The sequence below is a fragment of the Acidovorax sp. Leaf191 genome (assembly GCF_001424425.1).
Taxonomy (GTDB): Bacteria; Pseudomonadota; Gammaproteobacteria; order Burkholderiales; family Burkholderiaceae_C; genus Acidovorax.
In genome coordinates, this window is sequence record NZ_LMPT01000012.1 from 588,135 (window position 1) to 614,088 (window position 25,954).

The following is a 25,954-nucleotide window of genomic DNA, read 5'->3' on the forward strand; positions in this document are numbered from 1 at the left end:
TCAGCCGAGGACGGTCTGAGCCACGATATTGCGCTGCACTTCGTTGGAACCACCGTAGATCGTGGTCTTGCGCAGGTTGAAGTAGGTGGACGCCAGGGGCGCGTTGGCGGTGACGCCGCCGGGGAAGTTTCCTTGCCAGCCAGCTTCCATCGCCTCTTCGATGAAGGGCAGGCTGAACGGGCCGGCGGCCAGCATCATCAGCTCGGCGTAGCGCTGCTGGATCTCGCTGCCGCGGATCTTCAGGAGGCCCGCGATGTCGAGCGAGTTCTTGCCCGACTTCTCGGCCGACAGCACGCGCAGCACCAGCATTTCGAGCGCCACGATGTCCACTTCGAGCAGCGCGATCTGGTCACGGAAACGCGGGTCCTCCCACACGCCTTCGGCCTTGGCGATGCGCTTCAAGCGCTCCAGTTCGCGCTTGCTGCGGTTCACGTCGGCGATGTTGGTGCGCTCGTGCGACAGCAGGTGCTTGGCATAGGTCCAGCCCTTGTTTTCCTCGCCGATCAGGTTCTCGGCGGGCACTTCGACGTTGTCGAAGAACACTTCGTTGACCTCGCACTCGCCATCCAGCAGCTTGATGGGGCGCACGGTCACGCCCTTGGACTTCATGTCCAGCAGCAGGAAGGAGATGCCGGTCTGTGGCTTGCCTTCGGTGCTGGTGCGCACCAGGTTGAACATCCAGTCGCCGTACTGGCCGAGGGTCGTCCAGGTCTTCTGGCCGTTGACGATGTACTTGTCGCCCACGCGCTCGGCGCGGGTCTTGACCGAGGCCAGGTCCGAGCCGGAGCCTGGTTCGCTGTAGCCCTGGCTCCACCACACCTCGCCGCTGGCGATGCCGGGCAGAAAGCGCTTTTGCTGCTCGGCGTTGCCAAAAGCCATGATCACCGGGGCCACCATCACCGGGCCGAAGGGGATGATGCGCGGTGCGCCGGCCAGCGCGCACTCTTCTTCGAACAAATGCTTTTGCACGGCCGTCCAGCCGGGGCCGCCGAATTGCTGGGGCCAGCCGAAGCCCAGCCAGCCCTTCTTGCCCAGGATCTTGGCCCAGCCCTGCAAATCGTCGCGGGTCAGGCGCAGGGCGTTGTGCACCTTGTGCGAAATTTCTTTGGGCAGGTTGGCGTGAACCCAGGCGCGAATCTCTTCGCGGAAGGCCTGCTCTTCAGGGGTGAATGCGAGATCCATGCGGTTTGTCTCCAAGTGATCCCGCATTTGTAGCACGGTCGTTCGTTTTAGTCCTGTCCGGGTGGCGACATTTCGTCGGGGATGCCCAGCTCGACACACAGCCGCTGCACCGTGGCCTGCAGGGCGGCCACTTGGGCTTCGAGGGCGTCCACGCGGGCCTGCAGCGCAGCGGGTGCGCTGCCTCCGCCACTGCTGCTGCTGCTGCTGCTGCTGCTGTTGCCGCTGGCCGGCGCGGCAGCGCTGGCGATGTCCACCGGGCCGCACAGCAGGTGCGCCCAGCGCTGCTCGCGCGCACCGGGGGCACGCGGCAGCAGCACGACCAGCGGGCCGCCCTTTTCGGCACTGCGCTCCTGCAGTTCGTCCAGAAAGGCCTCGACGGACGAGATGTCGGCAAAGCGGTACCAGCGTTCGGCGTTGATGCGCAGCTCGCCCGCCGTCTGGGGGCCGCGCAGCATCAGCAGGCCCAGCAGCACGGCCGACTGCTCGGGCACGCCCACGCCGCGCTGAAAGTTGTGCTCCCAGCGCGTGGTGCGGTTGCCGCTGCTCTCGATGGCCAGCGTCAGGCGCTTGAGCGAATCCAGCGCCTCCTGCGCTTCGGCGTCGCTGAGTGTCATCACCGGATCGCGGCTGGTCTTCTGGTTGCAGCCGGTGACCAGTCCGTTGAGCGACATGGGGTAGCTGTCGGGCACGGTGCGGGCTTTCTCCATCAGGGTGGCCAGCACGCGGGCTTCGTGGAGGGTGAGGGGACGGATGGCGGGGTCGAAGGGCATGGCTGGGATAATCCGGTGCAATTTATGAAGAACATCGTCATTTTGATCTCGGGCAGCGGCTCCAACATGGCGGCCATCGTCCGCACCGCGCAGCAAGAGAACTGGGAGCAGCGCTACGGCGCCCGCGTGGTGGCCGTCGTCAGCAACAAACCCGAGGCCGCCGGCCTGGCCTTTGCGCGCGAGCAGGGCATGGCCGCCGAGGCGCTGGACCACAAGGGCTTTGCCACCCGCGAGGCCTTCGATGCCGAACTGTCCGCGCTGATCGACCGGCACGAGCCCGCACTGGTGGTGCTGGCAGGCTTCATGCGCATTCTGACCCCCGGCTTCGTGGAGCGGTATGCGGGGCGGCTGATCAACATCCATCCGTCCCTGCTGCCGGCCTTCACCGGCCTGCACACGCACCAGCGCGCCATCGACGCGGGCTGCAAGGTGGCGGGCGTCACCGTGCACCAGGTGACGGCGGAGCTGGATGTGGGCCCCATCCTGGACCAGGCCGTGGTGCCGGTGTTGCCCGGCGACACGGCCGACACGCTGGCGGCCCGCGTGCTCACGCAGGAACATGTCATCTACCCCCGCGCCGTGCGGGCGCTGGTGCAGCGGCTGTAGACGCCGGTGTGTGGGCAATCCGTCACTGATTCGCTATAAAATCAATAGCTGGTTGCGCTTGTATATCAATCGATAGCGGCCATTTCGATGCTGAAATGAGTGCAAGCGCAGGCTGCCCTCAGCCCTGGGATGCCGGCCGCACCGTGTCGTCGTCGCACTTCACGAAGCGCGGGCGCATCACCCCGTCCACCAGCACCGCCTCTTCGAACATGGCTGCGGGCCTGACCCACAGGCCGTGCTGGCCGTAGAGGGCGCGGTACAGCGTCATGGGTTCCAGGGTCTCGCTGTGCCGCACGGTGTCGATCACCTCGTAGAGCATGCCCTTGTAGTGGCGGTACAGGCCGGGTGGCGTGCGGATCAGTTCGGGCAGGTCGTCGTCGGTCATCATCGGTGCGTCTTGGTGGTTGGTGGGTGGTTCGTTAGGATGGCGGGTTGTACCAGCCCGGCATTTTGTGCTGCGGCCTGGCCGCCGTATGGCGCACTGTGGTGCGCTGCGGTCCGGCCACAGAACAAGAGCAACCATACAGAGCAAGAGGGACACCCGTGGACCAGGCAGATTTTGTGCACCTCGTGCGCATGAGCGAGCATGCCAGCGCCGACAACAGCCGCGCCTACCGCCGCAGCGTGGCCGCCTTTGCGGCGCTGGGCTATGCCTGGGTGCTGGGCTGCCTGGTGCTGGCCACGGCGATCGTGCTGTGGGTGGTGCCCCAGCTCCTGCACGGGCGCTTCCGGCTGGCCATGGTGTGGCTGCTGCTGGGGGCGGTGGGCCTGCTGTGGGTGAGCCTGCGGGCGCTGTGGGTGCGGCTGGAGCCCCCGGGCGGCGTGGAGATCACCGCGCTGGAGGCGCCCGAATTGTTCGAGGCGCTCGAGCGCATCCGCCGCAAGATCAAGGGGCCGCCCATCCACACGGTGCGGCTCGACAGCGAGTTCAACGCCAGCATCCAGCAGGTGCCCCGTTTCGGCCTGCTGGGCGGTGCCGTCAACCACCTGACCATTGGCCTGCCGCTCTTGATGGCGCTGGACCGCCCGCGTTTTCTGGCGGTGCTGGCCCATGAATACGGGCACCTGCGCGGCGACCACGGGCGGTTTGCCGCCTGGATCTACCGCACCCGCCTGTCGTGGATGCGCCTGAACCACAGCCTGTCCGATGACGAGGGCCCGGCCGCAGCGGCCACGCAGGCCTTCATGCGCTGGTATTTTCCGCGGTTCTCGGCCAAGACCTTCGCGCTGGCGCGCCAGGACGAGTACGAGGCCGACCGCATCGCCGGCCGGCTGCTGGGGCGCGAGGTGACGGCAGCGGCGCTGGCCGAGATCGAGATCCGCGGCGCCTGGCTGCACGAAGAGTTCTGGGGCCGCCACTGGTCTGGTGCCGCGGGCAACCCGCTGCCCGTGGGACCGTACCGCAGCATGCGCCGCCGCCTGGCCGAGCCGCCGGACGCTGCCTTTGCCAACGACGCGATGCGCCAGGCGCTCAAGCGCATCAGCAGCGTGGACGACACCCACCCGGGGCTGCGCGACCGCATCGAATCGCTGGACGCCTCCCCCACGGTGCCCGACTGGTCGCGCGGCACCGCGCTGGGCCTGCTGGGCCCCGAGGCCAAGCGCTGGGTCGCGCATTTCGACAAGGAGTGGTGCCGCGACAACGCCACCGAATGGAAGCAGCACCACGCGTGGCTGGAGCGCGTGCGCGTGCGCGCCGAGGCGCTGGGCGCGTCCACCGCCCAGAGCAGCGCGGCCGAGCTGGTGGAACTGGCGCGCCTCAAGCGCCACCTGGACCCGCGTGCGAATGTGCGCCCGCTGTACGAGACCGCGCTGGAACGCAGCCCCGAACACCCGGCCGCCCTGCGCGGGCTGGTCACCTGCCTGGCCGAGGACGACCGCGAGGGCAAGCTGGCGCTGCTGCACCGGCTGTGGGACACCGCCAGCGGCGACCGCTTCTGGGCCGCCCGCACGGCGCTGGCCGAGCTGGAAACCCCCCGCCTGGGCAAGGAGCACGACGCCGCCGCGTTCAAGCAGTGGCGCAAGCGCCTGGAACGCGCGCAGGAGTCCGAGGACCGCGCGTGGGAGGAACTGTCGGGCACCTCGTTCTTCAGCCAGATCTCGCGCCACGACTTGAGCGATTTCGAACTGGCCGAGCTCACGGCCGAGCTGGCGCGCTGCGCCCCCCTGGCCCGCTGCTGGCTGGTGCGCAAGAACCTTCGCGAATACCCCCAGCGCCGGGCCTACCTGCTCTTCGTGGAGCTGCCCGGCCTGGACGACGACAGCCGCTACCACCTGTGCCGCGCGCTGGAGCGCAACCTGAGCATCCCCGGGCCCACCCTGGCGCTGTGGGCGGGCGAGTCGCCCACGCTCAAGGAGATTCAGCGCTACGCGTTCGATCCGATCTTCATGAGGTAGAGCTGCGCCCCGCGACCGGCTAGTGGCAGGTCAGGACGGCTGCCCTGGGTGCGCGCCTCCACCGCAGGCGTGTGCGGGGTGGGACAATAGAGGGATGCACCCCAAAGTTCTTCTCGACGCCTGCGCCGAACTCGTCCGACTCACCCTCACCTTCGAACACCCCGCCGACGCGGTGGTGTCGCGCTTTTTCCGTGACAACCGGGGCCTGGGGCCCCGCGAGCGGGCCACCCTGGCCGAAACGGTCTACACCGTGCTGCGCAAGAAGCTGCTGTTCGACCACATGGCCCCCTCGGGCTCCGGCCCCAAGGAGCGGCGCCTGGCCATCCTGGGCTTTCACGGCCCGCGCGACTTTTTGAACGGCGCACTGACCGACCAGGAAAAGAACTGGCTCGACCAGTGCGACGCCGTCACGGTGGACGAGCTGATGGAGCGCCACTGCCACAACCTGCCCGAATGGCTGGTGCAGCCCCTGAAGGACCAGCTGGGCACGGGCTTCTGGCCGCTGGTGGAGAGTTTGTCGAACGCCGCGCCGCTGGACCTGCGTGTCAACGCGCTGCAGGACAAGCGTGCCGATGTGCAAAAGGAACTGGCCAAGTCCGGCATCAAGGCCGTGCCCACGCCGTACTCGCCCTGGGGCCTGCGCATCGACGGCAAGCCGGCGCTGACCAAGCTGGATGTCTTCACCCGCGGCGCCGTGGAGGTGCAGGACGAAGGCTCCCAGCTGCTGGCCCTGCTGCTCGACGCCAAGCGCGGCGAGATGGTGGTGGACTTTTGCGCCGGTGCCGGCGGCAAGACGCTGGCCATCGGTGCCAGCATGCGCAGCACCGGCCGCCTGTATGCGTTCGACGTGTCGGGCCACCGGCTGGATGCCTTGAAGCCCCGCCTGGCCCGCAGCGGACTGTCCAACGTCCACCCCGCAGCCATTGCCCACGAGCGCGACGACCGCGTCAAGCGCCTGGCGGGCAAGATCGACCGCGTGCTGGTCGACGCGCCGTGCTCGGGCCTGGGCACGCTGCGCCGCAACCCCGATCTCAAGTGGCGCCAGACGCCCAAAGCGGTGGAAGAACTGGTGGCCAAGCAGACCGCCATCCTGGCCAGCGCCGCGCGGCTGCTCAAGTCCGGCGGCCGGCTGGTGTATGCCACCTGCAGCATCCTGCCGCAGGAGAACGAGGCCATCGCCGAGGCCTTCAGCGCCGCGCACCCCGACTTCGTGCTGGTGGACGCGGGCGAACTGCTGGCCCAGCTCAAGGTCGAGGGCGCTGCGCAACTGTGCAGCGGCGGCGAGTCCGGCACTGGATATCTGCGCCTGTGGCCCCATGTGCACCAGACGGACGGATTCTTCGCCGCGGTCTGGACGAGGAAGTAAGCCCCCTGGGCCGCTGGGCGTCTTTCCCCAATGGGGACGTCAGCGGTGGACCGGTAAAGCCGGTTCCAGGGTGGCACTGGCACTGGCACAGGCCGCGCCGGTGCCACCGAGGGGCCGACGCAGGCCGTGCCGGTGCGGCGCAAGTGACGAAACGGGCGTGGGAGCTGCGGTTTTGCCGTGTCGCGCAGCCTTTCTGGCACAGGGCTTGCACGGCGTTGTCGTGAAGGCGACGCAGGGGCCAAGTCACTCTGGCTACTGTGGATAACCTGCAGTCCCGAATGGGGTCCGCGCTTTAAAATTGACAGTCCCGCCGCCGCTGGTGCCCGGGTGTTTTGTACAAGGTTTTTTTGAATATGCTGTTACCCGACTGGGCTGTGCTGAACGCGGCCATCGATTGGCTGGGCCACGGGCTGTGGGATCTGGCCTGGTGGGAGATCGTGCTCTACACGCTGGCGACGACGCACATCACCATCGCGGCCGTGACGATCTTCCTGCACCGCTCGCAGGCACACCGCTCGGTGGACCTGCATGCGATCCCGTCGCACTTCTTTCGCTTCTGGCTGTGGCTTGGCACCGGCATGGTGACCAAGGAGTGGGTCGCCATCCACCGCAAGCACCACGCCAAGTGCGAAACCGTGGACGACCCGCACAGCCCGCAGACGCGCGGCCTCGATACCGTGATGTGGCGCGGCGCCGAGCTGTACCGTGCGGAGTCGAAGAACCTGGAGACCATGAAGAAGTTCGGCCACGGCACGCCCGATGACTGGATGGAGCGCAACGTCTACACCCGCTTTGGCTGGCAGGGCGTGGGCCTGATGCTGGTGCTCAACCTCGCGCTGTTCGGCGCGGTGGGCGCCGCCGTCTGGGCCGTGCAGATGCTGTGGATCCCGTTCTGGGCGGCCGGTGTGGTCAACGGTGTGGGCCACTACTGGGGCTACCGCAACTTCGAGGCGCAGGACGCCAGCACCAACCTCTCGCCCTGGGGCGTGATTATCGGCGGCGAAGAGCTGCACAACAACCACCACACCTATCCCACGTCGGCCAAGTTCTCGGTCAAGCCGTACGAGTTCGACATCGGCTGGGTCTACATCAGCCTGATGCAGAAAGTGGGCTGGGCCACCGTGAAGAAGGTGCCGCCCAAGCTGCAGCTGGGCGACGTGAAGCCCGTGGCCGATGAAAAGACGCTGGAGGCCCTGATCGCCAACCGCTACGAGGTGATGGCCGGCTACGCCCGCGGCGTGCGCCAGGCCTGCAAGGAAGAGATCGCGGCGCTCAAGGCCCGCCAGGCGGATGTCTCCGTACTGACCGCCGCCAAGCGTTGGCTGCACCGCGATTCCGAGAAGGTGCCCGCGGGCGCTCTGCCGCAACTGGCCCAGGCGCGCGCTGCCCACCCGGCGCTGGACAAGATGGTCACCATGCGCGAAGAGCTGCGCCAGCTGTGGCTGAACACGTCGCAGTCGCGCGAGCAACTGACGGCCGACCTGCAGGCCTGGTGCCGCCGCGCGGAAGAAAGCGGCATCGCCGCGCTGCGCGAGTTCTCGCTGCGGCTGCGTGCTGCACAGGCCTGACCCAGCCCGTGCCCCGTGCTCAAGGCCTTGCCATTCGGCAAGGCCTTTTTCTTTGGCCGCGCACCACAAGCGCTGAGCGATGCGTGAGGGAGGGATGACCGGCGGCTATCGCAGCGCGGGCACGTTGCCGAAGGTGTGGTCCTGCGCCGTTTCATCGCGGCCTGCCAGGGCTGTGCGCAGCAGGTGCCGCGCCTGGCGCCAAAGCCCGGGTGCGGGCGTGCGTTCGATCACCTGGATCTCTGCGCGGCAGTGCAGGGCGTTGGCCACCTGCACCCAGGCGGCCTGGGTGGCCCCGCCGCCTGCCAGATGTTCGCCCGCCCCCAGGCGGGCCTGGGGCGGGGTGTGCAACGCGTGCCCGCAGTCTCGTGGCGCGAACCGAAGCGACACCTCGCCCTGGGTGGCGTGCAGCACGCTGCCGGGCGGCAGGCACAGCCACAGGCTCTGGCCGGGGGTGAGGCCCAGGGTGACTGCGGCCGCTGGGCTGGTGCATGGTGTGGCGGGTGGAGTGGGGTGCTGTGGCATGGTGCGGTGCTCCTGAAGAAAGTGGCGGCAGTGAGGCTGTAGCGTAGAAAAATCAGCCCCACCGGAACAGGTACACGGCTGTGCCGTAGCAGGTAGAACAGCAGCGATTGCCGGCATGCTGTTATGGTCCTGTCTGCGCCTTCCTGTATCTGTTATCGCAGAGAGGGCTCGGGCACGATGCACTGACCGGCTGCAGGGCCCGCGCCACGGCTCGGCAGCAGCACCCCTTACCCGCCATGCCACCTTCCACCGATTCGCGGGATGCCCCGCTCTACCGCCAACTGGCGGCGTTGTACGAACAGGCCATCGCCGCCGGCAGCCTGACGCCCGGCATGCGCATGCCGTCGGTGCGGGAGTTGTGTCAGCGGCACCAGGTCAGCCTGACCACGGCGCTGCAGGTGCTGCGCCACCTCGAGTCGCTCGGCTGCGTCGAGGCACGCGAGCGGGTGGGCTACTTCGTGCGGGAGCCGGGGGACCTGGCATTGCCCCGTGCGCGCGAGCCCGAACTGCACGAGCCCTTGGCCCACGACCCGCGGGTGTTCGCAGGCATCAACGAGCGCATTTCCGGCTTTCTCGAAAAAGCCCGCCGGGCAGGCCCGCTGCCGCTGGACCTGGGCAGTGCCATGCCCGCGCCGAGCCTGTTCGATTCCGCTGCGCTCAACCGCCTGGCCCATGGCCTGCTGCGCGAGCAACCGGACATCCTGGTGTACGGCCCGTCGGCGCCCACCACCCACCCGGACTTTCAGCAGGCCATGGCGCGGCATGCGCTGACCTTCGGCGTGTGCATTGCGCCGGGCGACATCGGCGCAACGCTGGGCAATTCTGAGGCGGTGAACCTGGCGCTGGATGCCGTGGCCGAGCCGGGCGACGTGATCGCGGTCGAATCGCCCACCTTCTTCGGCATCCTGCAGGCCATCGAGGTGCGGGGGCTGCGCGCGCTGGAGATCCCCTGCAGCCCGCACACCGGCATGTCGCTCGAAGCCCTGGAGCTGGCCGCGCGCAACGAGCCCCGGCTCAAGGGCGTGGTGGTGGTGCCCCACCTGCAGATGCCGCAGGGCAGCGTGATGCCCGATGCGCACAAGGAGCGCCTGGTGGCGCTGTGCGTGGAATACGGCATGGCCCTTATCGAGGACGATATCTACCGGGAGTTCGTTGAGTCGCCGCACGTGCTGCGGCCCGCCAAGGCCTGGGACCGGCAGGGCGATGCAGGGCAGGTGATCTATTGCGCATCGCTCAGCAAGAGTTTTGCGCCCGGCCTGCGCCAGGGCTGGATGAGCGCGGGGCGCTGGCAGGCCCGCGTGCAGATGATCAAGTTCGCCCGCACGCGCAACATGCAGACCTGGTCGCAGCTGCTGGCTGCGCGCAGCGTGGATTCGCCCGCCTACGAGCGCCACATGCGCCGCATGCGGGCGCAACTGCGCATCCAGCGCGAGCAGGCCGCCCGGGCCGTGGCCCGCTACTTTCCGGCGGGCACCCGCCTGAGTTTGCCTCCGGGCGGGCTGAGCCTGTGGCTGGAGCTGCCGCAGGGCATATCGTCCACGCGGCTGTATGACGACGCACTGCACAACGGCATCCGCGTTGCGCCGGGGCCTATGTTCTCCAACACCGGGCGGTACGAGCACTTTTTGCGGCTGAGCTGCGGCATGCCCTTCACGGCGCAGGTGGAGGCGGGCTACCGCACGCTGGGCGCCCTGATGGCCGCGCAACTGGCAGAGCAGCCTGCTGCTGTGCGCAGGGCGGCGTAAGCGGACAGCAGTGAGGCGGGGCGAGGCGGCAGGGCCCACCACCAGACCGCATGTTGCAGGCGGCGAAGCGGCCATAAAAAAACCGCCCTGAAAAGGGCGGTTTTTTGAAGGGATCCAGCCGAATTACTTCAGCTTGATTTCCTTGTACTCGACGTGCTTGCGAGCCTTGGGATCAAATTTCATGATCAGCATCTTCTCGGGCATCGTCTTCTTGTTCTTGGTCGTGGTGTAGAAGTGACCGGTACCCGCAGTGGATTCCAGCTTGATCTTGTCGCGTCCGCCTTTGCTTGCCATGGTGCTTCTCCTTAGGCTTGACCACGTGCGCGCAGGTCTGCGAGCACCGAGTCGATACCGTTCTTGTCGATCAAACGCAGGGCAGCGCTCGAAACGCGCAGGCGAACCCAGCGGTTTTCGGTCTCGACCCAGAAACGGCGGTATTGCAGGTTCGGCAGGAACCGGCGCTTGGTTTTGTTGTTGGCGTGGGAAACATTGTTCCCCGTCATGGGCTTCTTGCCCGTTACGTCGCAGACGCGTGCCATGAGGACACTCCGATACTTTTTAACGGCCGTTTGCGGGCGCCCTGGGCAATCCTTGCCGAGGGCTCGCTGGCGGCCTCACCTCGCCAGAAAGGGTGGCGGTAACCCGATTTTGCTGCTCGAACTGCCGCGCGAAGGCGTAGCTGAATTCAGCAAAGCCACGGATTATAGCCTGAAGCCCGGTTTCTGTCGCCTCGGGCCCAATTCAGGCAAAAAAGCCCCGCCGGGAGGCGGGGGCCCGATCAGCCTTCCTGTTCGAGGAAGCGCTGGGCGTCGAGGGCGGCCATGCAGCCCGTGCCGGCGCTGGTGATGGCCTGGCGGTACACATGGTCCTGCACGTCGCCCGCGGCAAACACCCCCGGCACGCTGGTCTGCGTGGCAAACCCCTTGAGGCCGCCCTGGGTGATGATGTAGCCGTTTTCCATCTGCAGCTGGCCCTGGAAGATCTCGGTGTTGGGCGCGTGGCCGATGGCGATGAAGCAGCCCTGCAGCTGGATGTCCTCGGTGCTGCCGTCCTTAGTGCTCTTGATGCGGATGCCGGTCACGCCGGTCTGGTCGCCGAGCACTTCGTCCAGGGTGTTGAAGAGCTTGAGCTCGATCTTGCCGGCGGCGACCTTCTCGTTGAGCTTGTCCACCAGGATGGGCTCGGCCTTGAACTTGTCGCGGCGGTGCACCAGGGTGACCTTGCGGGCGATGTTCGAGAGGTACAGCGCCTCTTCGACAGCGGTGTTGCCGCCGCCGACCACGCAGACGTCCTGCTCGCGGTAGAAGAAACCGTCGCAGGTGGCGCAGCCCGACACGCCCTTGCCCATGAAGGCTTCTTCCGACGGCAGGCCCAGGTACTTGGCCGATGCACCCGTGGCCAGGATCAGCGCGTCGCAGGTGTAGGTGCCGCTGTCGCCCGTGAGGGTGAAGGGGCGCTGGCTGAAGTCGACCTTGTTGATGTGGTCGAAGATCACCTGGGTCTTGAAGCGCTCTGCGTGCTCCAGAAAGCGCTGCATCAGCTCGGGGCCCTGCACGCCGTGCACGTCGGCAGGCCAGTTGTCCACCTCGGTCGTGGTCATCAGCTGGCCGCCCTGGGCCATGCCGGTGATCAGAACCGGATTCAGGTTGGCGCGCGCCGCATAGACGGCTGCCGTGTAGCCTGCAGGCCCGGAGCCGAGAATCAGAACTTTCGCGTGTTGGGTGGTGGACATGGTAAAAGCCTGTGTTTTGCGCCCGCTACACGGGGCGCTGTTGGGGAAAGCTGGGGGATGGGGCGCCAAGTATCAACCGCTCGGGGTCTCCGCACGCCGCTCCAAATTCAATCACGGCGATTGTAAGAACCGATGGATGTCCCGTTGCGGAGCCGGTGCAAGCGCACCCTGTGCGCCAGGTCTTCACGGGTCCGTGAAAGTGCATGCCACATCGAGAGGAGAAGCTTTTTATGTCGACGATGCTGTCCAACCTGGACCTCCTGCGCCGGGTGCCCCTGTTCTCGCTGCTCACCGTGACGCAGGCCGAGGTGATCAGCGGCGCGGTCATCAAGCGCCGCTTCAAGCGCGGTGAGACCCTGGTCGAGCAGGGGCACAAGTCCGACGCGCTGTTCATCCTGCTCACCGGGCGCGCCCGGGTCATGACCTCCGACAGCCGCGGCCGCGAGGTGATCCTGGCCACCCTGTCGCCGGGCGATTACCTGGGCGAGATGAGCATCATCGACAACGAGCCCCACTCGGCCACCGTGCGCGCCGAGGTGCAGACCGACGTGCTGATGCTCGGCCGCACCGAGTTTGCCCGCTGCCTCACCGAGAACGCCTCGATGTCGCTGGTGGTCATGCGTGGCCTGGTCAAGCGCCTGCGCCACGCCGACCGCAAGATCGAGTCGCTGGCCCTGCTGGACGTGTACGGCCGCGTGGCCCACGCGCTCCTCGATTTCGCCACGCCCGATGCCCAGGGCCAGCTGATCATCAAGGACAAGATCTCTCGCCAGGATCTGGCCAAGATGGTGGGCGCCTCCCGCGAGATGGTCAGCCGCGTGATGAAGGACCTGGAAGAGCGCGGCTTCATCGAGGCGCAGCCCGGCGGCGCGACGCTGCTCAAGGACCGGCTGAACGCGCTGGGGTGACAGCACCGGCACTGTCGGCTGGCGCCGGTCAAGCGTTGCCGCCAGTGCTTGGGGTAAGCTCGCTCGGCACGCATATGACCTATTCCCTCAATACCCTGAACGCATCGTCCGCGGCCAAGTCGCCGCCACGCACGGGCGCCGCCCGTTTCGGCCATGAGATCGGCCTGATGGTGGGCCTGCTGGCCCTGGTTTTCTGGCTGCTGGCGCTGGTGAGCTACTCCGCGCAGGACGCGGCTTTTTCCAATTCCGGCGCGCGGGACGTCCGCATGGTGGCCAACTGGGCGGGCCGGTTTGGCGCCTGGCTGGCCGATGGCAGCTACTTCGCGCTCGGCTTCTCCGTATGGTGGTGCGTGGCGGCGGGCGTGCGCGCCTGGCTGTCGTCGCTGGCGCGCTGGATGCGCGGAGGCGAGCAGGTGCCGGGTGCCGCCAGCCCCATGCAGCGCCGTGTGCTGTTCTGGGGCGGCCTGGTGCTGCTGATGTGCGCCAGCACTGCGCTGGAGTGGTCGCGCCTGTACCGCTTTGAATCCCTGCTGCCGGGTGGGCATGCCGGTGGGGTGCTGGGCTATGTGACCGGTCCTGCCAGCGTGAAGTGGCTGGGCTATACCGGCTCGGCCCTGCTGTCGATCGTGCTGGCGGTGCTGGGTGCGGCGCTGGTGTTTCGCTTTTCTTGGGGGCATGTGGCCGAGGTGCTGGGTTCGCGCATCGATTCGTTGGTGCAGTCGCGCCTGGCCAAGCGCGAGGTCGCCAAGGACGTGGCGGTGGGGCGCAAGGCGGCCCGCGAGCGCGCTGTGGTGGTGCTGGAAGAGCGCACCGAGAGCGAGGTGCACCACCCTGAGCCCATCCAGATCATCGAGCCCATCCTGGTGGATGTGCCGCAAAGCACCCGGGTGGTGAAAGAGCGCCAGAAGCCCCTGTTCACCGAAATGCCCGACAGCAAGCTGCCGCTGGTGGACCTGCTCGACGGCCCCCAGCAGCGCCAGGAAACCGTGGCGCCCGAGACGCTGGAGATGACCAGCCGCCTCATCGAGAAAAAGCTCAAGGACTTTGGCGTGGAGGTGCGCGTGGTGGCGGCCATGCCCGGCCCGGTGATCACGCGCTACGAGATCGAGCCCGCCACGGGTGTGAAGGGCTCGCAGATCGTCGGCCTGGCCAAGGACCTGGCGCGTTCGCTGAGCCTGGTGTCCATCCGCGTGGTGGAGACCATCCCGGGCAAGAACTTCATGGCGCTGGAGCTGCCCAACGCCAAGCGCCAGTCGATCCGCCTGTCCGAGATTCTCGGCTCGCAGGTCTACCACGAGGCCAAGAGCATGCTCACCATGGGCCTGGGCAAGGACATCGTGGGCAACCCGGTGGTGGCAGACCTCGCCAAGATGCCGCACGTGCTGGTGGCCGGGACGACCGGTTCGGGCAAGTCGGTGGGTATCAACGCGATGATCCTGTCGCTCTTGTACAAGGCCGAGGCGCGCGACGTGCGCCTGCTGATGATCGACCCCAAGATGCTGGAAATGTCGGTCTACGAAGGCATCCCGCACCTGCTGGCGCCCGTGGTCACCGACATGAAGCAGGCGGCGCATGGCCTGAACTGGTGCGTGGCCGAGATGGAGCGGCGCTACAAGCTCATGTCGAAGCTGGGCGTGCGCAACCTGGCGGGCTACAACGTCAAGATCGACGAGGCCAAGGCGCGCGAGGAGTTCATCTACAACCCCTTCAGCCTGACGCCCGAGGAGCCCGAGCCGCTGCAGCGCCTGCCGCACATCGTGGTCATCATCGACGAGCTGGCCGACCTGATGATGGTGGTGGGCAAGAAGATCGAAGAGCTGATCGCCCGGCTGGCGCAAAAGGCGCGGGCCGCCGGCATCCATTTGATTTTGGCCACGCAGCGCCCCAGCGTGGATGTGATCACGGGCCTGATCAAGGCCAACATTCCCACCCGCATCGCGTTCTCGGTCGGCTCCAAGATCGACAGCCGCACCATCCTCGACCAGATGGGCGCCGAAGCCCTGCTGGGCATGGGCGACATGCTCTACATGGCCAGCGGCACGGGCCTGCCGATCCGGGTGCACGGCGCCTTCGTGTCGGACGAGGAAGTACACCGTGTCGTCAGCTACCTCAAGCAGCAAGGGGAGCCGGACTACATAGAAGGCGTGCTGGAAGGCGGAACTGTGGACGGTGACGGCGATCTGTCAGGAGACGGCGGCAGTGGCGATGGGGGCGAGAAGGATCCCATGTACGACCAGGCCGTCGAAGTGGTGCTCAAGGACCGCAAGGCGAGCATCTCGTACGTGCAGCGCAAGCTGCGCATCGGCTATAACCGCTCGGCGCGGCTGCTGGAAGACATGGAAAAAGCCGGTCTCGTCAGTGGGCTCACCGCCAGCGGCCAGCGCGAAGTGCTGGTGCCCAACCGCAGCGAATGAATGGCAGGCCTGGCGCAAAGCGGGCCTGCACCTCCCAGGAGTTACTGTTGAAAAAGATCGCTACTGCAATTTTGATAGCTGCTGCCGCAAGCGCAGCGAGCGCCGACGGCCTGAAGAACCTGGAGTCGTTCATGAAGGGCAGCCAGACGGGCAAGGCCGATTTCACGCAGACCGTGACGTCGCCGCCCAAGGATGGCCAGGCCGCCCGCACCAAGCAGTCGAGCGGCAGCTTCGAATTCCAGCGCCCGAACCGCTTCAAGTTCGTCTACAAGAAGCCTTTCGAGCAGACCATCGTGGCCGACGGGCAGACACTGTGGCTCTATGACGTGGACCTGAACCAGGTCACGCAGCGTGCCCAGGCGCAGGCGCTGGGCACCACGCCCGCAGCGCTGCTGGCGTCGGCGCCGGATTTGTCGGCGCTCAAGGCCGAGTTCACGCTGGAAAACGCCCCGGACCAGGACGGCCTGCAGTGGGTGCTGGCCACGCCCAAGTCCAAGGACGGCCAGCTCAAGAGTGTGCGCGTGGGCTTTGCCAGCGAGCAACTGGCGGCCCTGGACATCCTGGACAGCTTCGGTCAGCGCTCGCTGATCCGCTTCAACGGCATGCAGGCCAATGCGGCCCTGCCAGCGGGCACATTCCAGTTCAAGCCACCCGCTGGGGCGGATGTGGTTAAGCAGTAACTCTCTGTGTTCGAAATGCTATCGAAAGGATAGCTGCCAGGGTACATTGGAAAAGCGGTAGCGCCTGTTTGGGCGCAATTTTAGCGGGCCAGCGCCTGCCGGTGCCGAACCTGCGCCTCGCGGGCAGACCAGTCAGGCCAGCAACAGAAGTGCGAGGCCGATGGCCGCTGGAACCGACTGGATGAACAGAATCTTCCGGCTGGCGGTGGCTGCGCCGTACAGCCCGGCGACCAGCACGCACAGCAGGAAGAACACCTTCACGCCCAGCCCGGCGGCGTCGCCCAGGTACAGGCCCCAGAACAAGCCCGCCGCCAGAAAACCGTTGTACAGGCCCTGGTTGGCCGCCAGCACCTTGGTGGCTGCGGCCTGTTCACGCGACTGGCCGAAGGCCTTGCGGCCAGCGGGTTTGTCCCACAGGAACATCTCGAGCACGAGGATGTAGACGTGCAGGACGCCGATCAGACCGACGACGATATTGGCGGCAAGGGACATGGTGGACAGGCTCCGGATAGGGGGTGTGGACCGAGGCCCAGATACTAGACGCTGCCGCCGCGCGGTGTCTGTCACCTTGGGTCGTCGAGCTGCGCGCACCCCTGGCACAGCCGCTTGCCAGGTGCTGTTGTGGCTGCCGGCCGGTCAGGCTGAAGCCGACGTGCCGCGCATGCCCGCTCTGACGAATGGGCAGGGTGGGATGTGTTGGAATCGGTGCATGACCGTCGCGACCTCTTCGTCCCCCATGCACCAGCCTCTGGCCGAACGCCTGCGCCCGCGCACCCTGGGCGATGTCATCGGCCAGCAGCATGTGCTGGGCCCCGGCATGCCGCTGCGGCTGGCGTTCGAGTCGGGCCGGCCCCACAGCTGCATCCTGTGGGGGCCGCCGGGCGTGGGCAAGACCACCATCGCGCGGCTCATGGCCGATGCCTTCGATGCGCAGTTCATCAGCATCAGCGCGGTGCTGGGCGGGGTCAAGGACATCCGCGAAGCAGTGGAGCGGGCCGAACTGGCGCGCGACGGACTGATGCAGCAGCGCACCATCGTGTTCGTCGACGAAGTGCACCGCTTCAACAAAAGCCAGCAGGACGCCTTCCTGCCGCACGTCGAATCCGGCCTCTTCACCTTCATCGGCGCCACCACCGAGAACCCGTCTTTTGAAGTCAACTCGGCACTGCTGTCGCGCGCCGCCGTGTACGTGCTGCAGCCCTTGTCGGAAGACGATCTGAAGAAAATCGTGGCCCTGGCGCAATCGGAGAAAGCGCTGCCTGCTATCGAAGATGTAGCAATCGATCGCCTGGTGGCCTACGCCGACGGCGACGCGCGCCGGCTGCTCAACACCCTGGAGACGCTGGCCATGGCGGCCACGCAAGAGAAGCTCACCGAGATCACCGACGCCTGGCTGCTCAAGGTGTTGGGCGAGCGCATGCGCCGCTACGACAAGGGCGGCGAGCAGTTCTACGACACCATCAGCGCGCTGCACAAGTCTGTGCGCGGCTCCGACCCCGACGCCGCGCTGTACTGGCTGGTGCGCATGCTCGATGGCGGCGCCGACCCGCGCTACATGGCCCGCCGCCTGGTGCGCATGGCCAGCGAGGACATCGGCCTGGCCGACCCGCGTGCGCTGCGCCTGGCGCTCGATGCTGCCGAAGTGTATGAACGCCTGGGCACGCCCGAGGGCGAGCTGGCGCTGGCCGAGTGCGTGGTGTACCTGGCCGTGGCGCCCAAGTCGAACGCGGTCTACAAGGCCTACAACGCCGCCCGCGCCTGGGTCAAGAAGGACGGCACCCGCCCGGTGCCCATGCACCTGCGCAATGCACCGACCAAGCTCATGAAAGAGCTCGATTACGGCAAGGGGTACCGCTACGCGCACGACGAGGAGGGCGGCTTCGCCGCGGGCGAAAACTACCTGCCCGAGGGCATGCCCGAGCCCGGTTTCTACCAGCCGGTGGAGCGCGGGCTCGAAATCAAGATTGCACAGAAACTGCGTGCGCTGCGCGACCGCAATGCCTCGGCCGATGCTTCTGGCGGGATGGACGACGACGCCTGATGCAATGCAGCACGGCACTTTATGCCGGGTTATGCTGATTTTGCATTGCGCTGGTAATAAGTTTGCACATCAATATTCCTGCTTGCATCATCTAGGCTTATGAATCGCGTTCCGCGCTGATGGGGCCTAAACCCGAGGGAAAACCCCGCCCGGCTTGGTGGGGGCCGCTTGTGACTACTCGCTACAATCCCGTCCACAAACCCGCACAGCTGCATTTCTGGCGGGTTTTTTGCTAGATGGCAGTCGGGCCCACAAGGCTGTACCGATTCCGGTGCCAAAGCGGTGGGTACGTCACAAACGAAGGACTTCTCTTATGGACATTTTGCTGCAACAGATCATCAACGGTCTGGTTCTCGGCAGCATGTACGCCTTGATAGCCTTGGGCTACACCATGGTGTACGGCATTATTCAACTGATCAATTTCGCCCACGGCGAAGTGCTGATGATCGGTGCACTCACCAGCTGGAGCTGTATAGGGATGATGCAGGGCGCCATGCCCGGCGCCCCTGGCTGGGTCATCCTGCTGCTGGCCACGGTCATTGCGTGCGTGGTGGCTGCCACGCTGAACTTCACGATCGAAAAGGTTGCCTACCGCCCGCTGCGCAGCAGCCCGCGCCTGGCCCCCCTGATCACCGCCATCGGCATGTCGATCCTGCTGCAGACGCTGGCGATGATCATCTGGAAGCCCAACTACAAGCCCTATCCCACGCTGCTGCCCAGCTCGCCGTTCCAGATCGGTGGCGCGTTCATCACCCCCACGCAGATCCTCATCCTGGGCGTGACGGCAGTGTCCCTGGCGTCTCTGGTCTACCTGGTGAACCACACCAACCTGGGCCGCGCGATGCGCGCCACCGCTGAGAACCCCCGCGTGGCGTCCCTGATGGGCGTCAAGCCCGACATGGTGATTTCTGCCACCTTCATCATCGGCGCCATCCTGGCGGCCATCGCCGGCATCATGTATGCGTCCAACTACGGCACGGCGCAGCACACCATGGGCTTCCTGCCAGGTCTCAAGGCCTTCACGGCGGCCGTGTTCGGCGGCATCGGCAACCTGGCCGGCGCAGTGGTGGGCGGCATCTTGCTGGGCCTCATCGAAGCCATCGGCTCGGGCTACATCGGCACGCTCACGGGCGGCCTGCTGGGCAGCCATTACACCGACATCTTTGCGTTCATCGTGCTCATCATCATCCTGACGCTGCGCCCTTCGGGCCTGCTGGGTGAGCGTGTGGCGGACCGAGCCTGAGGAGCACCACACCATGAAGAACACCAAGACCCACTGGATCCTCGGCGCGATCGCGCTGCTGGTGCTGCCGCTGATCCTGCAATTCTTCGGCAACGCCTGGGTGCGCATTGCCGACCTGGCACTGCTGTACGTGATGCTGGCCCTGGGCCTGAACATCGTCGTCGGCTACGCCGGCCTGCTCGACCTGGGCTACGTCGCCTTCTACGCCGTGGGCGCCTATCTGTTCGCGCTGATGGCGTCGCCGCACCTGGCCGATACCTTCGCCGCCTTCGCTGCGATGTTCCCGAACGGGCTGCACACCTCGCTGTGGCTGGTCATACCGGTGGCGGCATTGCTGGCGGCGTTCTTCGGGGCGCTTTTAGGGGCGCCGACGCTGAAGCTGCGCGGTGATTACCTGGCCATCGTGACGCTGGGCTTCGGCGAAATCATCCGCATCTTCCTGAACAACCTGGACCACCCCGTCAACCTGACCAACGGCCCCAAGGGCCTGGGCCAGATCGACTCGGTCAAGATCTTCGGCCTGGACCTGGGCAAGCGGCTGGAGGTGTTCGGCTTCGACATCAACTCCGTCACGCTGTACTACTACCTGTTCCTGGTGCTGGTGGTGATCTCGGTGATCATCTGCTACCGCCTGCAGGACTCGCGCGTCGGCCGCGCCTGGATGGCCATCCGCGAAGACGAAATCGCCGCCAAGGCCATGGGCATCAACACCCGCAACATGAAGCTGCTGGCGTTTGCCATGGGCGCATCGTTCGGCGGCGTGTCGGGAGCGATGTTCGGTGCCTTCCAGGGCTTCGTCTCGCCCGAGTCGTTCAGCCTGATGGAGTCGGTCATGATCGTCGCCATGGTGGTGCTGGGCGGTATCGGCCACATCCCCGGCGTGATCCTGGGTGCGGTGCTGTTGTCGGCGCTGCCCGAGGTGCTGCGCTACGTCGCCGGCCCGCTGCAGGCCATGACGGACGGCCGTCTGGACTCGGCCATCCTGCGCCAGCTGCTGATCGCCCTGGCCATGATCATCATCATGCTGCTGCGCCCCCGCGGCCTGTGGCCTTCGCCCGAGCACGGCAAGAGCCTGACGCAGAAGACCTGAAGCCGAACACCACCGAAAGTTAGCAATGACAGAGAAATCCAACGAAGTGGTGCTGAAGGTCGCCGGTATCTCCAAGCGGTTCGGCGGCCTGCAGGCCCTGTCCGATGTGGGCATCACCATCCAGCGCGGCCAGGTCTATGGCCTGATCGGCCCCAACGGCGCCGGCAAGACCACGTTCTTCAACGTGATCACCGGCCTGTACACCCCCGACGCGGGCACGTTCGAGCTGGCCGGCAAGCCCTACGAGCCCACGGCGGTGCATGAAGTGGCCAAGGCGGGCATTGCCCGCACGTTCCAGAACATCCGCCTGTTCGCTGAAATGACCGCGCTGGAGAACGTGATGGTGGGCCGCCACATCCGCACCAAGTCCGGCCTGGTGGGGGCGGTGTTCCGCACCAAGGGCTTCAAGGAAGAAGAAGCCGCCATCCGCCGTCGCGCGCAGGAATTGCTGGACTACGTGGGCATCGGCAAGTTCGCCGACTACAAGGCGCGCACCTTGAGCTACGGCGACCAGCGCCGCCTGGAGATCGCCCGCGCCCTGGCCACCGACCCCCAGCTCATCGCGCTGGACGAGCCCGCCGCCGGCATGAACGCCACCGAGAAGGTGCAGCTGCGCGAACTCATCGACCGCATCCGCAATGACAACCGCACCATCTTGCTCATCGAGCACGACGTGAAGCTGGTCATGGGCTTGTGCGACCGCGTGACGGTGCTCGACTACGGCAAGCAGATTGCCGAAGGCAACCCTGCCGAAGTGCAGAAGAACGAAAAAGTGATCGAGGCCTATCTGGGCACCGGCGGGCACTGAAGGACAGGACACAACAAATGGCCGACAAATCCAACAAAGTTTTATTGCAGGTCAAGGGCCTGAAGGTGGCCTACGGCGGTATCCAGGCCGTCAAGGGCGTGGACTTCGAAGTGCGTGAGGGCGAACTGGTGTCGCTCATCGGCTCCAACGGCGCCGGCAAGACCACCACCATGAAGTCCATCACCGGCACCCTGGGCATGAACGATGGCGACATCGAGTACCTGGGCAAGAGCATCAAGGGCAAGGGCGCCTGGGACCTCGTCAAGGAAGGCCTCGTGATGGTGCCGGAAGGCCGCGGCGTGTTCGCACGCATGACCATCACCGAGAACCTGCAGATGGGCGCCTACATCCGCAAGGACAAGGCGGGCATCCTGGCCGACATCGAGAAGATGTTCACCATCTTCCCACGCCTGCGCGAGCGCAAGGACCAGTTGGCCGGCACCATGTCCGGCGGCGAGCAGCAGATGCTGGCCATGGGCCGCGCGCTGATGAGCCAGCCCAAGGTGCTGCTGCTGGACGAGCCCTCCATGGGGTTGTCGCCCATCATGGTGGACAAGATCTTCGAAGTGGTGCGTGACGTGTACGCGCTGGGCGTGACCATCGTGCTGGTGGAGCAGAACGCCAGCCGCGCGCTGGCGATCGCCGACCGCGGCTACGTGATGGAATCGGGCCTCATCACCATGACCGGCCCCGGCCAGGCGCTGCTGAACGATCCGAAGGTGCGCGCTGCCTATCTGGGCGAGTGACCTGAAGGGGTGGCCCGGGCGCGAGACGGCGCGGGCTGGTCCATGCACACGCCAACAAAAAAGCGCGGCTTTCGAGCCGCGCTTTTTCTTTGGTCAGCCTGTGGGCTGGGGGGCGGGGGGCAGGGCGATCGCCGCGCCATCCCCCATTGCGCCACCGCAGGCTACGCACCCGCATCACCCGCATCACGCGCATCTGCCTGCGTCAGCGGCTTCAGAAGCGGTACTGCAGGCCCACGGTCGTCAGGTTGACCGAATCGTCGCCGTCCGAGAACTTGAACTTGTGGCGCTCCCACTCCACCACCGCCGCCCATTGCGGTGTGAAGGCCCAGCGCGCGCCCAGGCCGTACGACAGGCCGAACCCGTCTTCCTTGCCCAGCGCCACGCCCGTCGAGGCCTGCCCGGAGGTGCGTGTGCGGCCGTACGTGGTGCCCAGCTTGCCGAACACGTCGAACTGCTCGCCCAGCGGAGCGCGGCCCACCAGGCTCAGGTTGAACCCGTGGGCCTTGGTATCACCGCCCAGGCGGTGCGCCGTGCCGGCGTTCAGGTAGCCCAGTTCCACGCCGAGATTGCGGTGAAAGAACCCGCCCGCGTAGATCTTGTAGGCGTTGCCAGAATCGTCCTGGCTCAGCCCGAGGCCCGCAGGACCGTTGCTCAGGCTGTAGTTGGAGCGGCCCCCGTTGATGCCGATGTAGCCATCCTGGGTGTAGGGCAGCACCGAGCCGCGGCCACTGCCCCAGCCCGACGATGCCGCGCTGGACGACGAAGACGAAGGTGCGCTGGTCTGGGCCTGCGCGCTGAACGCGGTGCAGGCGGCAAGGGCCAGCGCCAGCGGAACATGGCGAAAGAGAGGTGTGCTCATGAAGAATGTCCTTGCTGAAATCGAGGGTCGGTTCGTGGGCGCCACAGCAGTGCCGGTGGCCGGCCGCCTGGGCGAGAACCCAATCTAAGTCCATGCGAGCCGCAGGCTGTGGGATCGCGTGGCGCACATTTGTAGGAGCGGACCGACCATCCGTGCGCTGCCGCCAATGGGGCATGTCTGGATTGCTATTGATTCGATAGCTGGAGCCGCTTGTGCAGAGCGCGGCAGGCCGTCAATGGATTCATATTGCTGCGCGCGTGGCCCGTGCGCGGGTTCTGGTGGCCGCTGCCCGCTCTGCGCGGCTGGGGCCGAGCAAGGGCGGGCGGTTAAACTCGCAGAGTCACCAAAAAGTCATGCCACTGTCATGGCTTTGTCTCTTTCAAAAAACCGATCCCCCTGCAGGAGTTCCCATGCTGTTTGCCAAGCTGTTGCCACGCGAAGGCAATTTTTTCGAGATGTTCAACCAGCATGCGGACCGGATCGTCGAGGCGGCCCGGGCGTTTTCGCAACTGGTGGCCAATTACAACGACCCGCACCTGCGCGACAAGTACAACCAGGATGTGGACAACGCCGAGCGCGCCGCCGACCGTGTGACGCACGAGGTGAACAAGTCCATCCACAAGACCTTCATCACCCCCATCGACCGTGAGCAGATCCACACGCTCATCAACACGATGGACGACGTGGCCGACCTGATCCAGGACTCCGCCGAGACCATGGCGCTGTACGACGTGCGCCACATGACGGAAGAGATCACGCGCCTGACCGACCTGAGCCTCAAGTGCTGCGAGCGTGTGCGCGACGCGGTCAAGCTGCTGGAGAAGATCGCCGACCCCGCCGTGGCCGAGGCCGCGCTCAAGACCTGCGAAGAGATCGACAAGCTCGAATCCGACGCCGACCGCGTGATGCGCAGCGCCATGAGCAAGCTGTTCCGCGAGGAGCCCGATGTGCGCGAGGTGATCAAGCTCAAGGCCATCTACGAGCTGCTGGAGACCATCACCGACAAGTGCGAGGACGTGGCCAACTGCATCGAGGGCATCGTCCTCGAGAACTCCTGAACCCCGCGGGCTGACCAGCATGGAAACCGTACAGACGGCCCTCTGGGTTGTGGTTCTGCTCGTGGCGCTGGCGATCCTGTTCGACTTCATGAACGGGTTCCACGACGCTGCCAACTCGATCGCCACCGTGGTCTCCACGGGTGTGCTCAAGCCCGCGCAGGCGGTGCTGTTCGCAGCGTTCTTCAACTTCGTCGCGATCTTCATCTTCCACCTGAGCGTGGCGGCCACCGTGGGCAAGGGCATCGTCCAGCCCGGCGTGGTCGACACGCACGTGGTGTTCGGCGCGCTCGTGGGCGCCATCACCTGGAACGTGATCACCTGGTACTACGGCATCCCCAGCAGCTCCTCGCATGCGCTCATCGGCGGCATCGTGGGCGCGGTGATCGCCAAGGCCGGCGCCAGTGCGCTCATCTCCGGCGGCATTCTGAAGACCGTGGCATTCATCTTCGTGTCGCCCCTGCTGGGCTTTGCGCTGGGCTCGCTCATGATGGTGGCCGTGGCCTGGATCTTCCGGCGCACGCGGCCCAGCAAGGTGGACAAGTGGTTCCGCCGGCTACAGCTGGTGTCTGCTGGCGCCTACAGTCTGGGCCACGGCGGCAACGATGCGCAAAAGACCATCGGCATCATCTGGCTGCTGCTGATCGCCACCGGGTATTCGTCGGCCAGCGATGCGTCGCCGCCCACCTGGACCATCGTGAGCTGCTACGTGGCCATCGGCCTTGGGACCATGTTCGGCGGCTGGCGCATCGTCAAGACCATGGGCCAGAAGATCACCAAGCTCAAGCCCGTGGGCGGCTTCTGCGCGGAGACGGGCGGGGCGATCACGCTGTTCCTGGCGACCACGCTGGGCATTCCGGTGTCCACCACCCACACCATCACCGGTGCCATCGTGGGTGTGGGCTCCACGCAGCGCGCGAGCGCCGTGCGCTGGGGCGTGGCGGGCAACATCATCTGGGCCTGGGTGCTCACCATCCCGGCCAGTGCCTTCGTGGCGGCCGTGGCCTACTGGATCAGCCTGCAGATCTTCTGATCGGTGATCTATGTGATCGGTTTAAGGTGCTGCGCTACTAAATTGGTAGCAAGAGACCAAGTCTGATTCAGCGAAAACGCCCCGCGGGATGCAAGTCCCGCGGGGCGTTTGGCTTGGTGGGGCGCGCAGTGCGTTCAATGCGCTCAATGCGTTCAATCCGCTCAGCGCTCTGACCCGGTCACTGCGATATCTTGCGGGCTTCCTCGATCTGGTACTCGAAGTAGCGCTGAAAGCTGAACGCCAGGCTCGCCATCAGCACCGCAGTGCCCACCATCAGCGCAACGATGATGGCGCCGATGGTGATCCATTGCGTCTGGCCCGCTGGCGCATCGGGCGCGGCTGCCGGGTTGTAGCGTGCGTTCCAGGCCTCGGGCGTCTTGAGGGCGAACAGGATGGCCTGCAGCGCGCAGCCCGCGATGGTGAAGCCCAGCAGCGGGATCAGCATCCAGCTCGTGTGGTCGTCCTGGCCCATCTGCTGCACGCGCTGGATGCCGTAGATGCCCAGGGCCGTGGGGATGGGCAGCAGCCAGCCGATGAGGTCGCCCAGCCCATGCAGGTAAAAGCGGTGCAGGCCCAGGGGCCCGCCGAGAAAGGCGAGCCAGGCCGCCGCAGTCTTGTTTTTCATGCGGGCCATTGTCATTCCGGCGACGTGGTGTCGCCCGCGCCCAGGGATTTTTCCATGAGCACGATGTCGCGCCAGGCGCCGAACTTCCAGCCCACCGAGCGCATGACGCCCACCTCGGTGAAGCCCAGCGCGCGGTGCACGCCGATGGAGCCAGCGTTGGCCGAGTCGCCGATCACGGCCAGCAGCTTGCGCACGCCGGCGGCTTCTGCCTGCGCTGCCAGCTCTCCCAGCAGCTGGCGGCCCAGGCCCATGCCGCGCGCGTCTTCAGCGATGTAGATCGAGTCTTCTGCCGAGAACCGGTAGGCCGGGCGGGGCTTGAACCAGTTGGCGTAGGCAAAGCCCAACACCTGTCCGTCCTGCTCGGCCACCAGCCAGGGCAACCCCTTGGCCAGCACGTCTGCGCGGCGGCCTGTCATGTCGGCTTCGGAGGGTGGGTCGATCTCGAAAGTGCCGGTTCCGTGGAGCACGTGGTGTCGGTAAATGGCGGTGATCGCGGGCAGGTCGCTGTCGGCACTGGGACGAATGGTGGGCATTTGGGAAGAAGTTGATATAATCGCGGGCTTT

26 protein-coding genes are annotated in these 25,954 nt (G+C 66.2%); 15 read left to right on the forward strand and 11 right to left on the reverse strand.

Annotation, left to right across the window (positions count from 1 at the left end; genetic code table 11):
• Both ASG27_RS11145 and ASG27_RS11150 read right to left on the reverse strand, forming a co-directional pair.
• Positions 1–1,182: an acyl-CoA dehydrogenase family protein gene (locus ASG27_RS11145; protein ID WP_056416013.1), complete on the reverse strand. Its 1,182-nt coding sequence runs from the start codon at positions 1,180–1,182 to the stop codon at positions 1–3.
• Positions 1,183–1,229: 47 nt separating this feature from the next.
• Positions 1,230–1,952 (reverse strand): YceH family protein, encoded by a 723-nt coding sequence (locus ASG27_RS11150; RefSeq protein ID WP_056416019.1) that lies wholly within the window; start codon positions 1,950–1,952, stop codon positions 1,230–1,232.
• A 24-nt stretch (positions 1,953–1,976) separates the two neighbouring features.
• Between ASG27_RS11150 and purN the strand changes: the two genes are divergently transcribed.
• Positions 1,977–2,558: a phosphoribosylglycinamide formyltransferase gene (purN, locus tag ASG27_RS11155; protein ID WP_056416021.1), complete on the forward strand. Its 582-nt coding sequence runs from the start codon at positions 1,977–1,979 to the stop codon at positions 2,556–2,558.
• 118 nt (positions 2,559–2,676) lie between these two features.
• Here purN and ASG27_RS11160 read toward each other — a convergent pair whose 3' ends face one another.
• Entirely contained in the window at positions 2,677–2,943 is a 267-nt protein-coding gene (locus tag ASG27_RS11160; protein ID WP_056416023.1) for a DUF1653 domain-containing protein, read from the reverse strand.
• Between the two features lie 158 nt (positions 2,944–3,101).
• On the opposite strand from ASG27_RS11160, the gene ASG27_RS11165 reads away from it, so the two are divergent.
• The 3 genes from ASG27_RS11165 to ASG27_RS11175 all read left to right on the forward strand — a co-directional run bounded on the left by ASG27_RS11165 (position 3,102) and on the right by ASG27_RS11175 (position 7,889).
• On the forward strand, positions 3,102–4,955 hold the full coding sequence (locus ASG27_RS11165; protein WP_056416027.1) for a M48 family metallopeptidase: 1,854 nt from the start codon (positions 3,102–3,104) through the stop codon (positions 4,953–4,955).
• 94 nt (positions 4,956–5,049) lie between these two features.
• Positions 5,050–6,321, forward strand: coding sequence for an RsmB/NOP family class I SAM-dependent RNA methyltransferase (locus ASG27_RS11170; RefSeq protein ID WP_056416029.1), 1,272 nt, complete (start codon positions 5,050–5,052; stop codon positions 6,319–6,321).
• Positions 6,322–6,674: 353 nt separating this feature from the next.
• Positions 6,675–7,889 (forward strand): DesA family fatty acid desaturase, encoded by a 1,215-nt coding sequence (locus ASG27_RS11175; RefSeq protein WP_056416032.1) that lies wholly within the window; start codon positions 6,675–6,677, stop codon positions 7,887–7,889.
• A 105-nt stretch (positions 7,890–7,994) separates the two neighbouring features.
• Here ASG27_RS11175 and ASG27_RS11180 read toward each other — a convergent pair whose 3' ends face one another.
• Complete coding sequence (locus ASG27_RS11180) at positions 7,995–8,411, reverse strand: hypothetical protein (RefSeq protein ID WP_056416035.1); 417 nt, start codon at positions 8,409–8,411, stop codon at positions 7,995–7,997.
• A 236-nt stretch (positions 8,412–8,647) separates the two neighbouring features.
• Between ASG27_RS11180 and ASG27_RS11185 the strand changes: the two genes are divergently transcribed.
• Positions 8,648–10,156: an aminotransferase-like domain-containing protein gene (locus tag ASG27_RS11185; protein ID WP_056416038.1), complete on the forward strand. Its 1,509-nt coding sequence runs from the start codon at positions 8,648–8,650 to the stop codon at positions 10,154–10,156.
• Between the two features lie 123 nt (positions 10,157–10,279).
• Here ASG27_RS11185 and rpmG read toward each other — a convergent pair whose 3' ends face one another.
• The 3 genes from rpmG to trxB all read right to left on the reverse strand — a co-directional run bounded on the left by rpmG (position 10,280) and on the right by trxB (position 11,888).
• Positions 10,280–10,450, reverse strand: a complete 171-nt coding sequence (gene rpmG / locus ASG27_RS11190) for a 50S ribosomal protein L33 (RefSeq protein ID WP_007859760.1) — start codon at positions 10,448–10,450, stop codon at positions 10,280–10,282.
• A gap of 11 nt (positions 10,451–10,461) precedes the next feature.
• Positions 10,462–10,695 (reverse strand): 50S ribosomal protein L28, encoded by a 234-nt coding sequence (rpmB, locus tag ASG27_RS11195; protein WP_010463481.1) that lies wholly within the window; start codon positions 10,693–10,695, stop codon positions 10,462–10,464.
• 239 nt (positions 10,696–10,934) lie between these two features.
• Positions 10,935–11,888: a thioredoxin-disulfide reductase gene (gene trxB, locus ASG27_RS11200; RefSeq protein WP_056416041.1), complete on the reverse strand. Its 954-nt coding sequence runs from the start codon at positions 11,886–11,888 to the stop codon at positions 10,935–10,937.
• Between the two features lie 230 nt (positions 11,889–12,118).
• Between trxB and ASG27_RS11205 the strand changes: the two genes are divergently transcribed.
• The 3 genes from ASG27_RS11205 (at position 12,119) to lolA (ending at position 15,890) form a co-directional block, all read left to right on the forward strand.
• Entirely contained in the window at positions 12,119–12,796 is a 678-nt protein-coding gene (locus tag ASG27_RS11205) for a Crp/Fnr family transcriptional regulator (RefSeq protein ID WP_056416044.1), read from the forward strand.
• A 74-nt stretch (positions 12,797–12,870) separates the two neighbouring features.
• A complete protein-coding gene (locus ASG27_RS11210) occupies positions 12,871–15,210 on the forward strand; it encodes a DNA translocase FtsK (protein WP_056416048.1) in 2,340 nt (779 codons plus the stop codon).
• Positions 15,211–15,257: 47 nt separating this feature from the next.
• Entirely contained in the window at positions 15,258–15,890 is a 633-nt protein-coding gene (gene lolA / locus ASG27_RS11215) for an outer membrane lipoprotein chaperone LolA (RefSeq protein WP_056416049.1), read from the forward strand.
• Between the two features lie 132 nt (positions 15,891–16,022).
• Here the strand turns inward: lolA and ASG27_RS11220 are convergent, their stop codons facing one another.
• Positions 16,023–16,382 (reverse strand): DUF1304 domain-containing protein, encoded by a 360-nt coding sequence (locus tag ASG27_RS11220; RefSeq protein WP_056161880.1) that lies wholly within the window; start codon positions 16,380–16,382, stop codon positions 16,023–16,025.
• Between the two features lie 217 nt (positions 16,383–16,599).
• On the opposite strand from ASG27_RS11220, the gene ASG27_RS11225 reads away from it, so the two are divergent.
• The 5 genes from ASG27_RS11225 (at position 16,600) to ASG27_RS11245 (ending at position 21,818) form a co-directional block, all read left to right on the forward strand.
• Positions 16,600–17,931 (forward strand): replication-associated recombination protein A, encoded by a 1,332-nt coding sequence (locus tag ASG27_RS11225; RefSeq protein ID WP_056416052.1) that lies wholly within the window; start codon positions 16,600–16,602, stop codon positions 17,929–17,931.
• A 313-nt stretch (positions 17,932–18,244) separates the two neighbouring features.
• Positions 18,245–19,174 (forward strand): branched-chain amino acid ABC transporter permease, encoded by a 930-nt coding sequence (locus ASG27_RS11230; RefSeq protein ID WP_056416055.1) that lies wholly within the window; start codon positions 18,245–18,247, stop codon positions 19,172–19,174.
• 13 nt (positions 19,175–19,187) lie between these two features.
• Entirely contained in the window at positions 19,188–20,264 is a 1,077-nt protein-coding gene (locus ASG27_RS11235) for an ABC transporter permease subunit (protein ID WP_056416393.1), read from the forward strand.
• Positions 20,265–20,289: 25 nt separating this feature from the next.
• Positions 20,290–21,072: an ABC transporter ATP-binding protein gene (locus ASG27_RS11240; protein WP_056416057.1), complete on the forward strand. Its 783-nt coding sequence runs from the start codon at positions 20,290–20,292 to the stop codon at positions 21,070–21,072.
• A 17-nt stretch (positions 21,073–21,089) separates the two neighbouring features.
• Positions 21,090–21,818, forward strand: a complete 729-nt coding sequence (locus ASG27_RS11245; RefSeq protein WP_056416060.1) for an ABC transporter ATP-binding protein — start codon at positions 21,090–21,092, stop codon at positions 21,816–21,818.
• Positions 21,819–22,029: 211 nt separating this feature from the next.
• Here the strand turns inward: ASG27_RS11245 and ASG27_RS11250 are convergent, their stop codons facing one another.
• Positions 22,030–22,677, reverse strand: coding sequence for a porin family protein (locus ASG27_RS11250; RefSeq protein WP_056416063.1), 648 nt, complete (start codon positions 22,675–22,677; stop codon positions 22,030–22,032).
• A gap of 410 nt (positions 22,678–23,087) precedes the next feature.
• Between ASG27_RS11250 and ASG27_RS11255 the strand changes: the two genes are divergently transcribed.
• The gene (locus ASG27_RS11255) at positions 23,088–23,735 is read left to right on the forward strand and encodes a DUF47 domain-containing protein (protein ID WP_056161892.1); all 648 of its coding nucleotides are present in this window, start codon (positions 23,088–23,090) and stop codon (positions 23,733–23,735) included.
• Between the two features lie 19 nt (positions 23,736–23,754).
• On the forward strand, positions 23,755–24,765 hold the full coding sequence (locus ASG27_RS11260) for an inorganic phosphate transporter (RefSeq protein WP_056416066.1): 1,011 nt from the start codon (positions 23,755–23,757) through the stop codon (positions 24,763–24,765).
• Positions 24,766–24,943: 178 nt separating this feature from the next.
• Here ASG27_RS11260 and ASG27_RS11265 read toward each other — a convergent pair whose 3' ends face one another.
• A complete protein-coding gene (locus tag ASG27_RS11265; RefSeq protein WP_056416396.1) occupies positions 24,944–25,390 on the reverse strand; it encodes a TM2 domain-containing protein in 447 nt (148 codons plus the stop codon).
• 11 nt (positions 25,391–25,401) lie between these two features.
• Positions 25,402–25,923, reverse strand: coding sequence for a GNAT family N-acetyltransferase (locus ASG27_RS11270; RefSeq protein WP_056416069.1), 522 nt, complete (start codon positions 25,921–25,923; stop codon positions 25,402–25,404).
• Positions 25,924–25,954 lie beyond the last annotated feature (31 nt).

What these genes read in the sequence shown, in the direction of transcription:
- ASG27_RS11160 (WP_056416023.1), bottom strand. Translation starts at nt 2,943, where the DNA reads ATGACCGACGACGACCTGCCCGAACTGATCCGCACGCCACCCGGCCTG.
- trxB (WP_056416041.1), bottom strand. Translation starts at nt 11,888, where the DNA reads ATGTCCACCACCCAACACGCGAAAGTTCTGATTCTCGGCTCCGGGCCT.
- ASG27_RS11145 (WP_056416013.1), bottom strand. Translation starts at nt 1,182, where the DNA reads ATGGATCTCGCATTCACCCCTGAAGAGCAGGCCTTCCGCGAAGAGATT.
- ASG27_RS11235 (WP_056416393.1), top strand. Translation starts at nt 19,188, where the DNA reads ATGAAGAACACCAAGACCCACTGGATCCTCGGCGCGATCGCGCTGCTG.
- ASG27_RS11185 (WP_056416038.1), top strand. Translation starts at nt 8,648, where the DNA reads ATGCCACCTTCCACCGATTCGCGGGATGCCCCGCTCTACCGCCAACTG.
- purN (WP_056416021.1), top strand. Translation starts at nt 1,977, where the DNA reads ATGAAGAACATCGTCATTTTGATCTCGGGCAGCGGCTCCAACATGGCG.
- ASG27_RS11210 (WP_056416048.1), top strand. Translation starts at nt 12,871, where the DNA reads ATGACCTATTCCCTCAATACCCTGAACGCATCGTCCGCGGCCAAGTCG.
- ASG27_RS11170 (WP_056416029.1), top strand. Translation starts at nt 5,050, where the DNA reads ATGCACCCCAAAGTTCTTCTCGACGCCTGCGCCGAACTCGTCCGACTC.
- ASG27_RS11205 (WP_056416044.1), top strand. Translation starts at nt 12,119, where the DNA reads ATGTCGACGATGCTGTCCAACCTGGACCTCCTGCGCCGGGTGCCCCTG.
- ASG27_RS11240 (WP_056416057.1), top strand. Translation starts at nt 20,290, where the DNA reads ATGACAGAGAAATCCAACGAAGTGGTGCTGAAGGTCGCCGGTATCTCC.
- rpmG (WP_007859760.1), bottom strand. Translation starts at nt 10,450, where the DNA reads ATGGCAAGCAAAGGCGGACGCGACAAGATCAAGCTGGAATCCACTGCG.
- ASG27_RS11150 (WP_056416019.1), bottom strand. Translation starts at nt 1,952, where the DNA reads ATGCCCTTCGACCCCGCCATCCGTCCCCTCACCCTCCACGAAGCCCGC.
- ASG27_RS11265 (WP_056416396.1), bottom strand. Translation starts at nt 25,390, where the DNA reads ATGAAAAACAAGACTGCGGCGGCCTGGCTCGCCTTTCTCGGCGGGCCC.
- ASG27_RS11255 (WP_056161892.1), top strand. Translation starts at nt 23,088, where the DNA reads ATGCTGTTTGCCAAGCTGTTGCCACGCGAAGGCAATTTTTTCGAGATG.
- rpmB (WP_010463481.1), bottom strand. Translation starts at nt 10,695, where the DNA reads ATGGCACGCGTCTGCGACGTAACGGGCAAGAAGCCCATGACGGGGAAC.
- ASG27_RS11180 (WP_056416035.1), bottom strand. Translation starts at nt 8,411, where the DNA reads ATGCCACAGCACCCCACTCCACCCGCCACACCATGCACCAGCCCAGCG.
- ASG27_RS11175 (WP_056416032.1), top strand. Translation starts at nt 6,675, where the DNA reads ATGCTGTTACCCGACTGGGCTGTGCTGAACGCGGCCATCGATTGGCTG.
- ASG27_RS11230 (WP_056416055.1), top strand. Translation starts at nt 18,245, where the DNA reads ATGGACATTTTGCTGCAACAGATCATCAACGGTCTGGTTCTCGGCAGC.
- ASG27_RS11270 (WP_056416069.1), bottom strand. Translation starts at nt 25,923, where the DNA reads ATGCCCACCATTCGTCCCAGTGCCGACAGCGACCTGCCCGCGATCACC.
- ASG27_RS11245 (WP_056416060.1), top strand. Translation starts at nt 21,090, where the DNA reads ATGGCCGACAAATCCAACAAAGTTTTATTGCAGGTCAAGGGCCTGAAG.
- ASG27_RS11225 (WP_056416052.1), top strand. Translation starts at nt 16,600, where the DNA reads ATGACCGTCGCGACCTCTTCGTCCCCCATGCACCAGCCTCTGGCCGAA.
- ASG27_RS11250 (WP_056416063.1), bottom strand. Translation starts at nt 22,677, where the DNA reads ATGAGCACACCTCTCTTTCGCCATGTTCCGCTGGCGCTGGCCCTTGCC.
- ASG27_RS11220 (WP_056161880.1), bottom strand. Translation starts at nt 16,382, where the DNA reads ATGTCCCTTGCCGCCAATATCGTCGTCGGTCTGATCGGCGTCCTGCAC.
- ASG27_RS11260 (WP_056416066.1), top strand. Translation starts at nt 23,755, where the DNA reads ATGGAAACCGTACAGACGGCCCTCTGGGTTGTGGTTCTGCTCGTGGCG.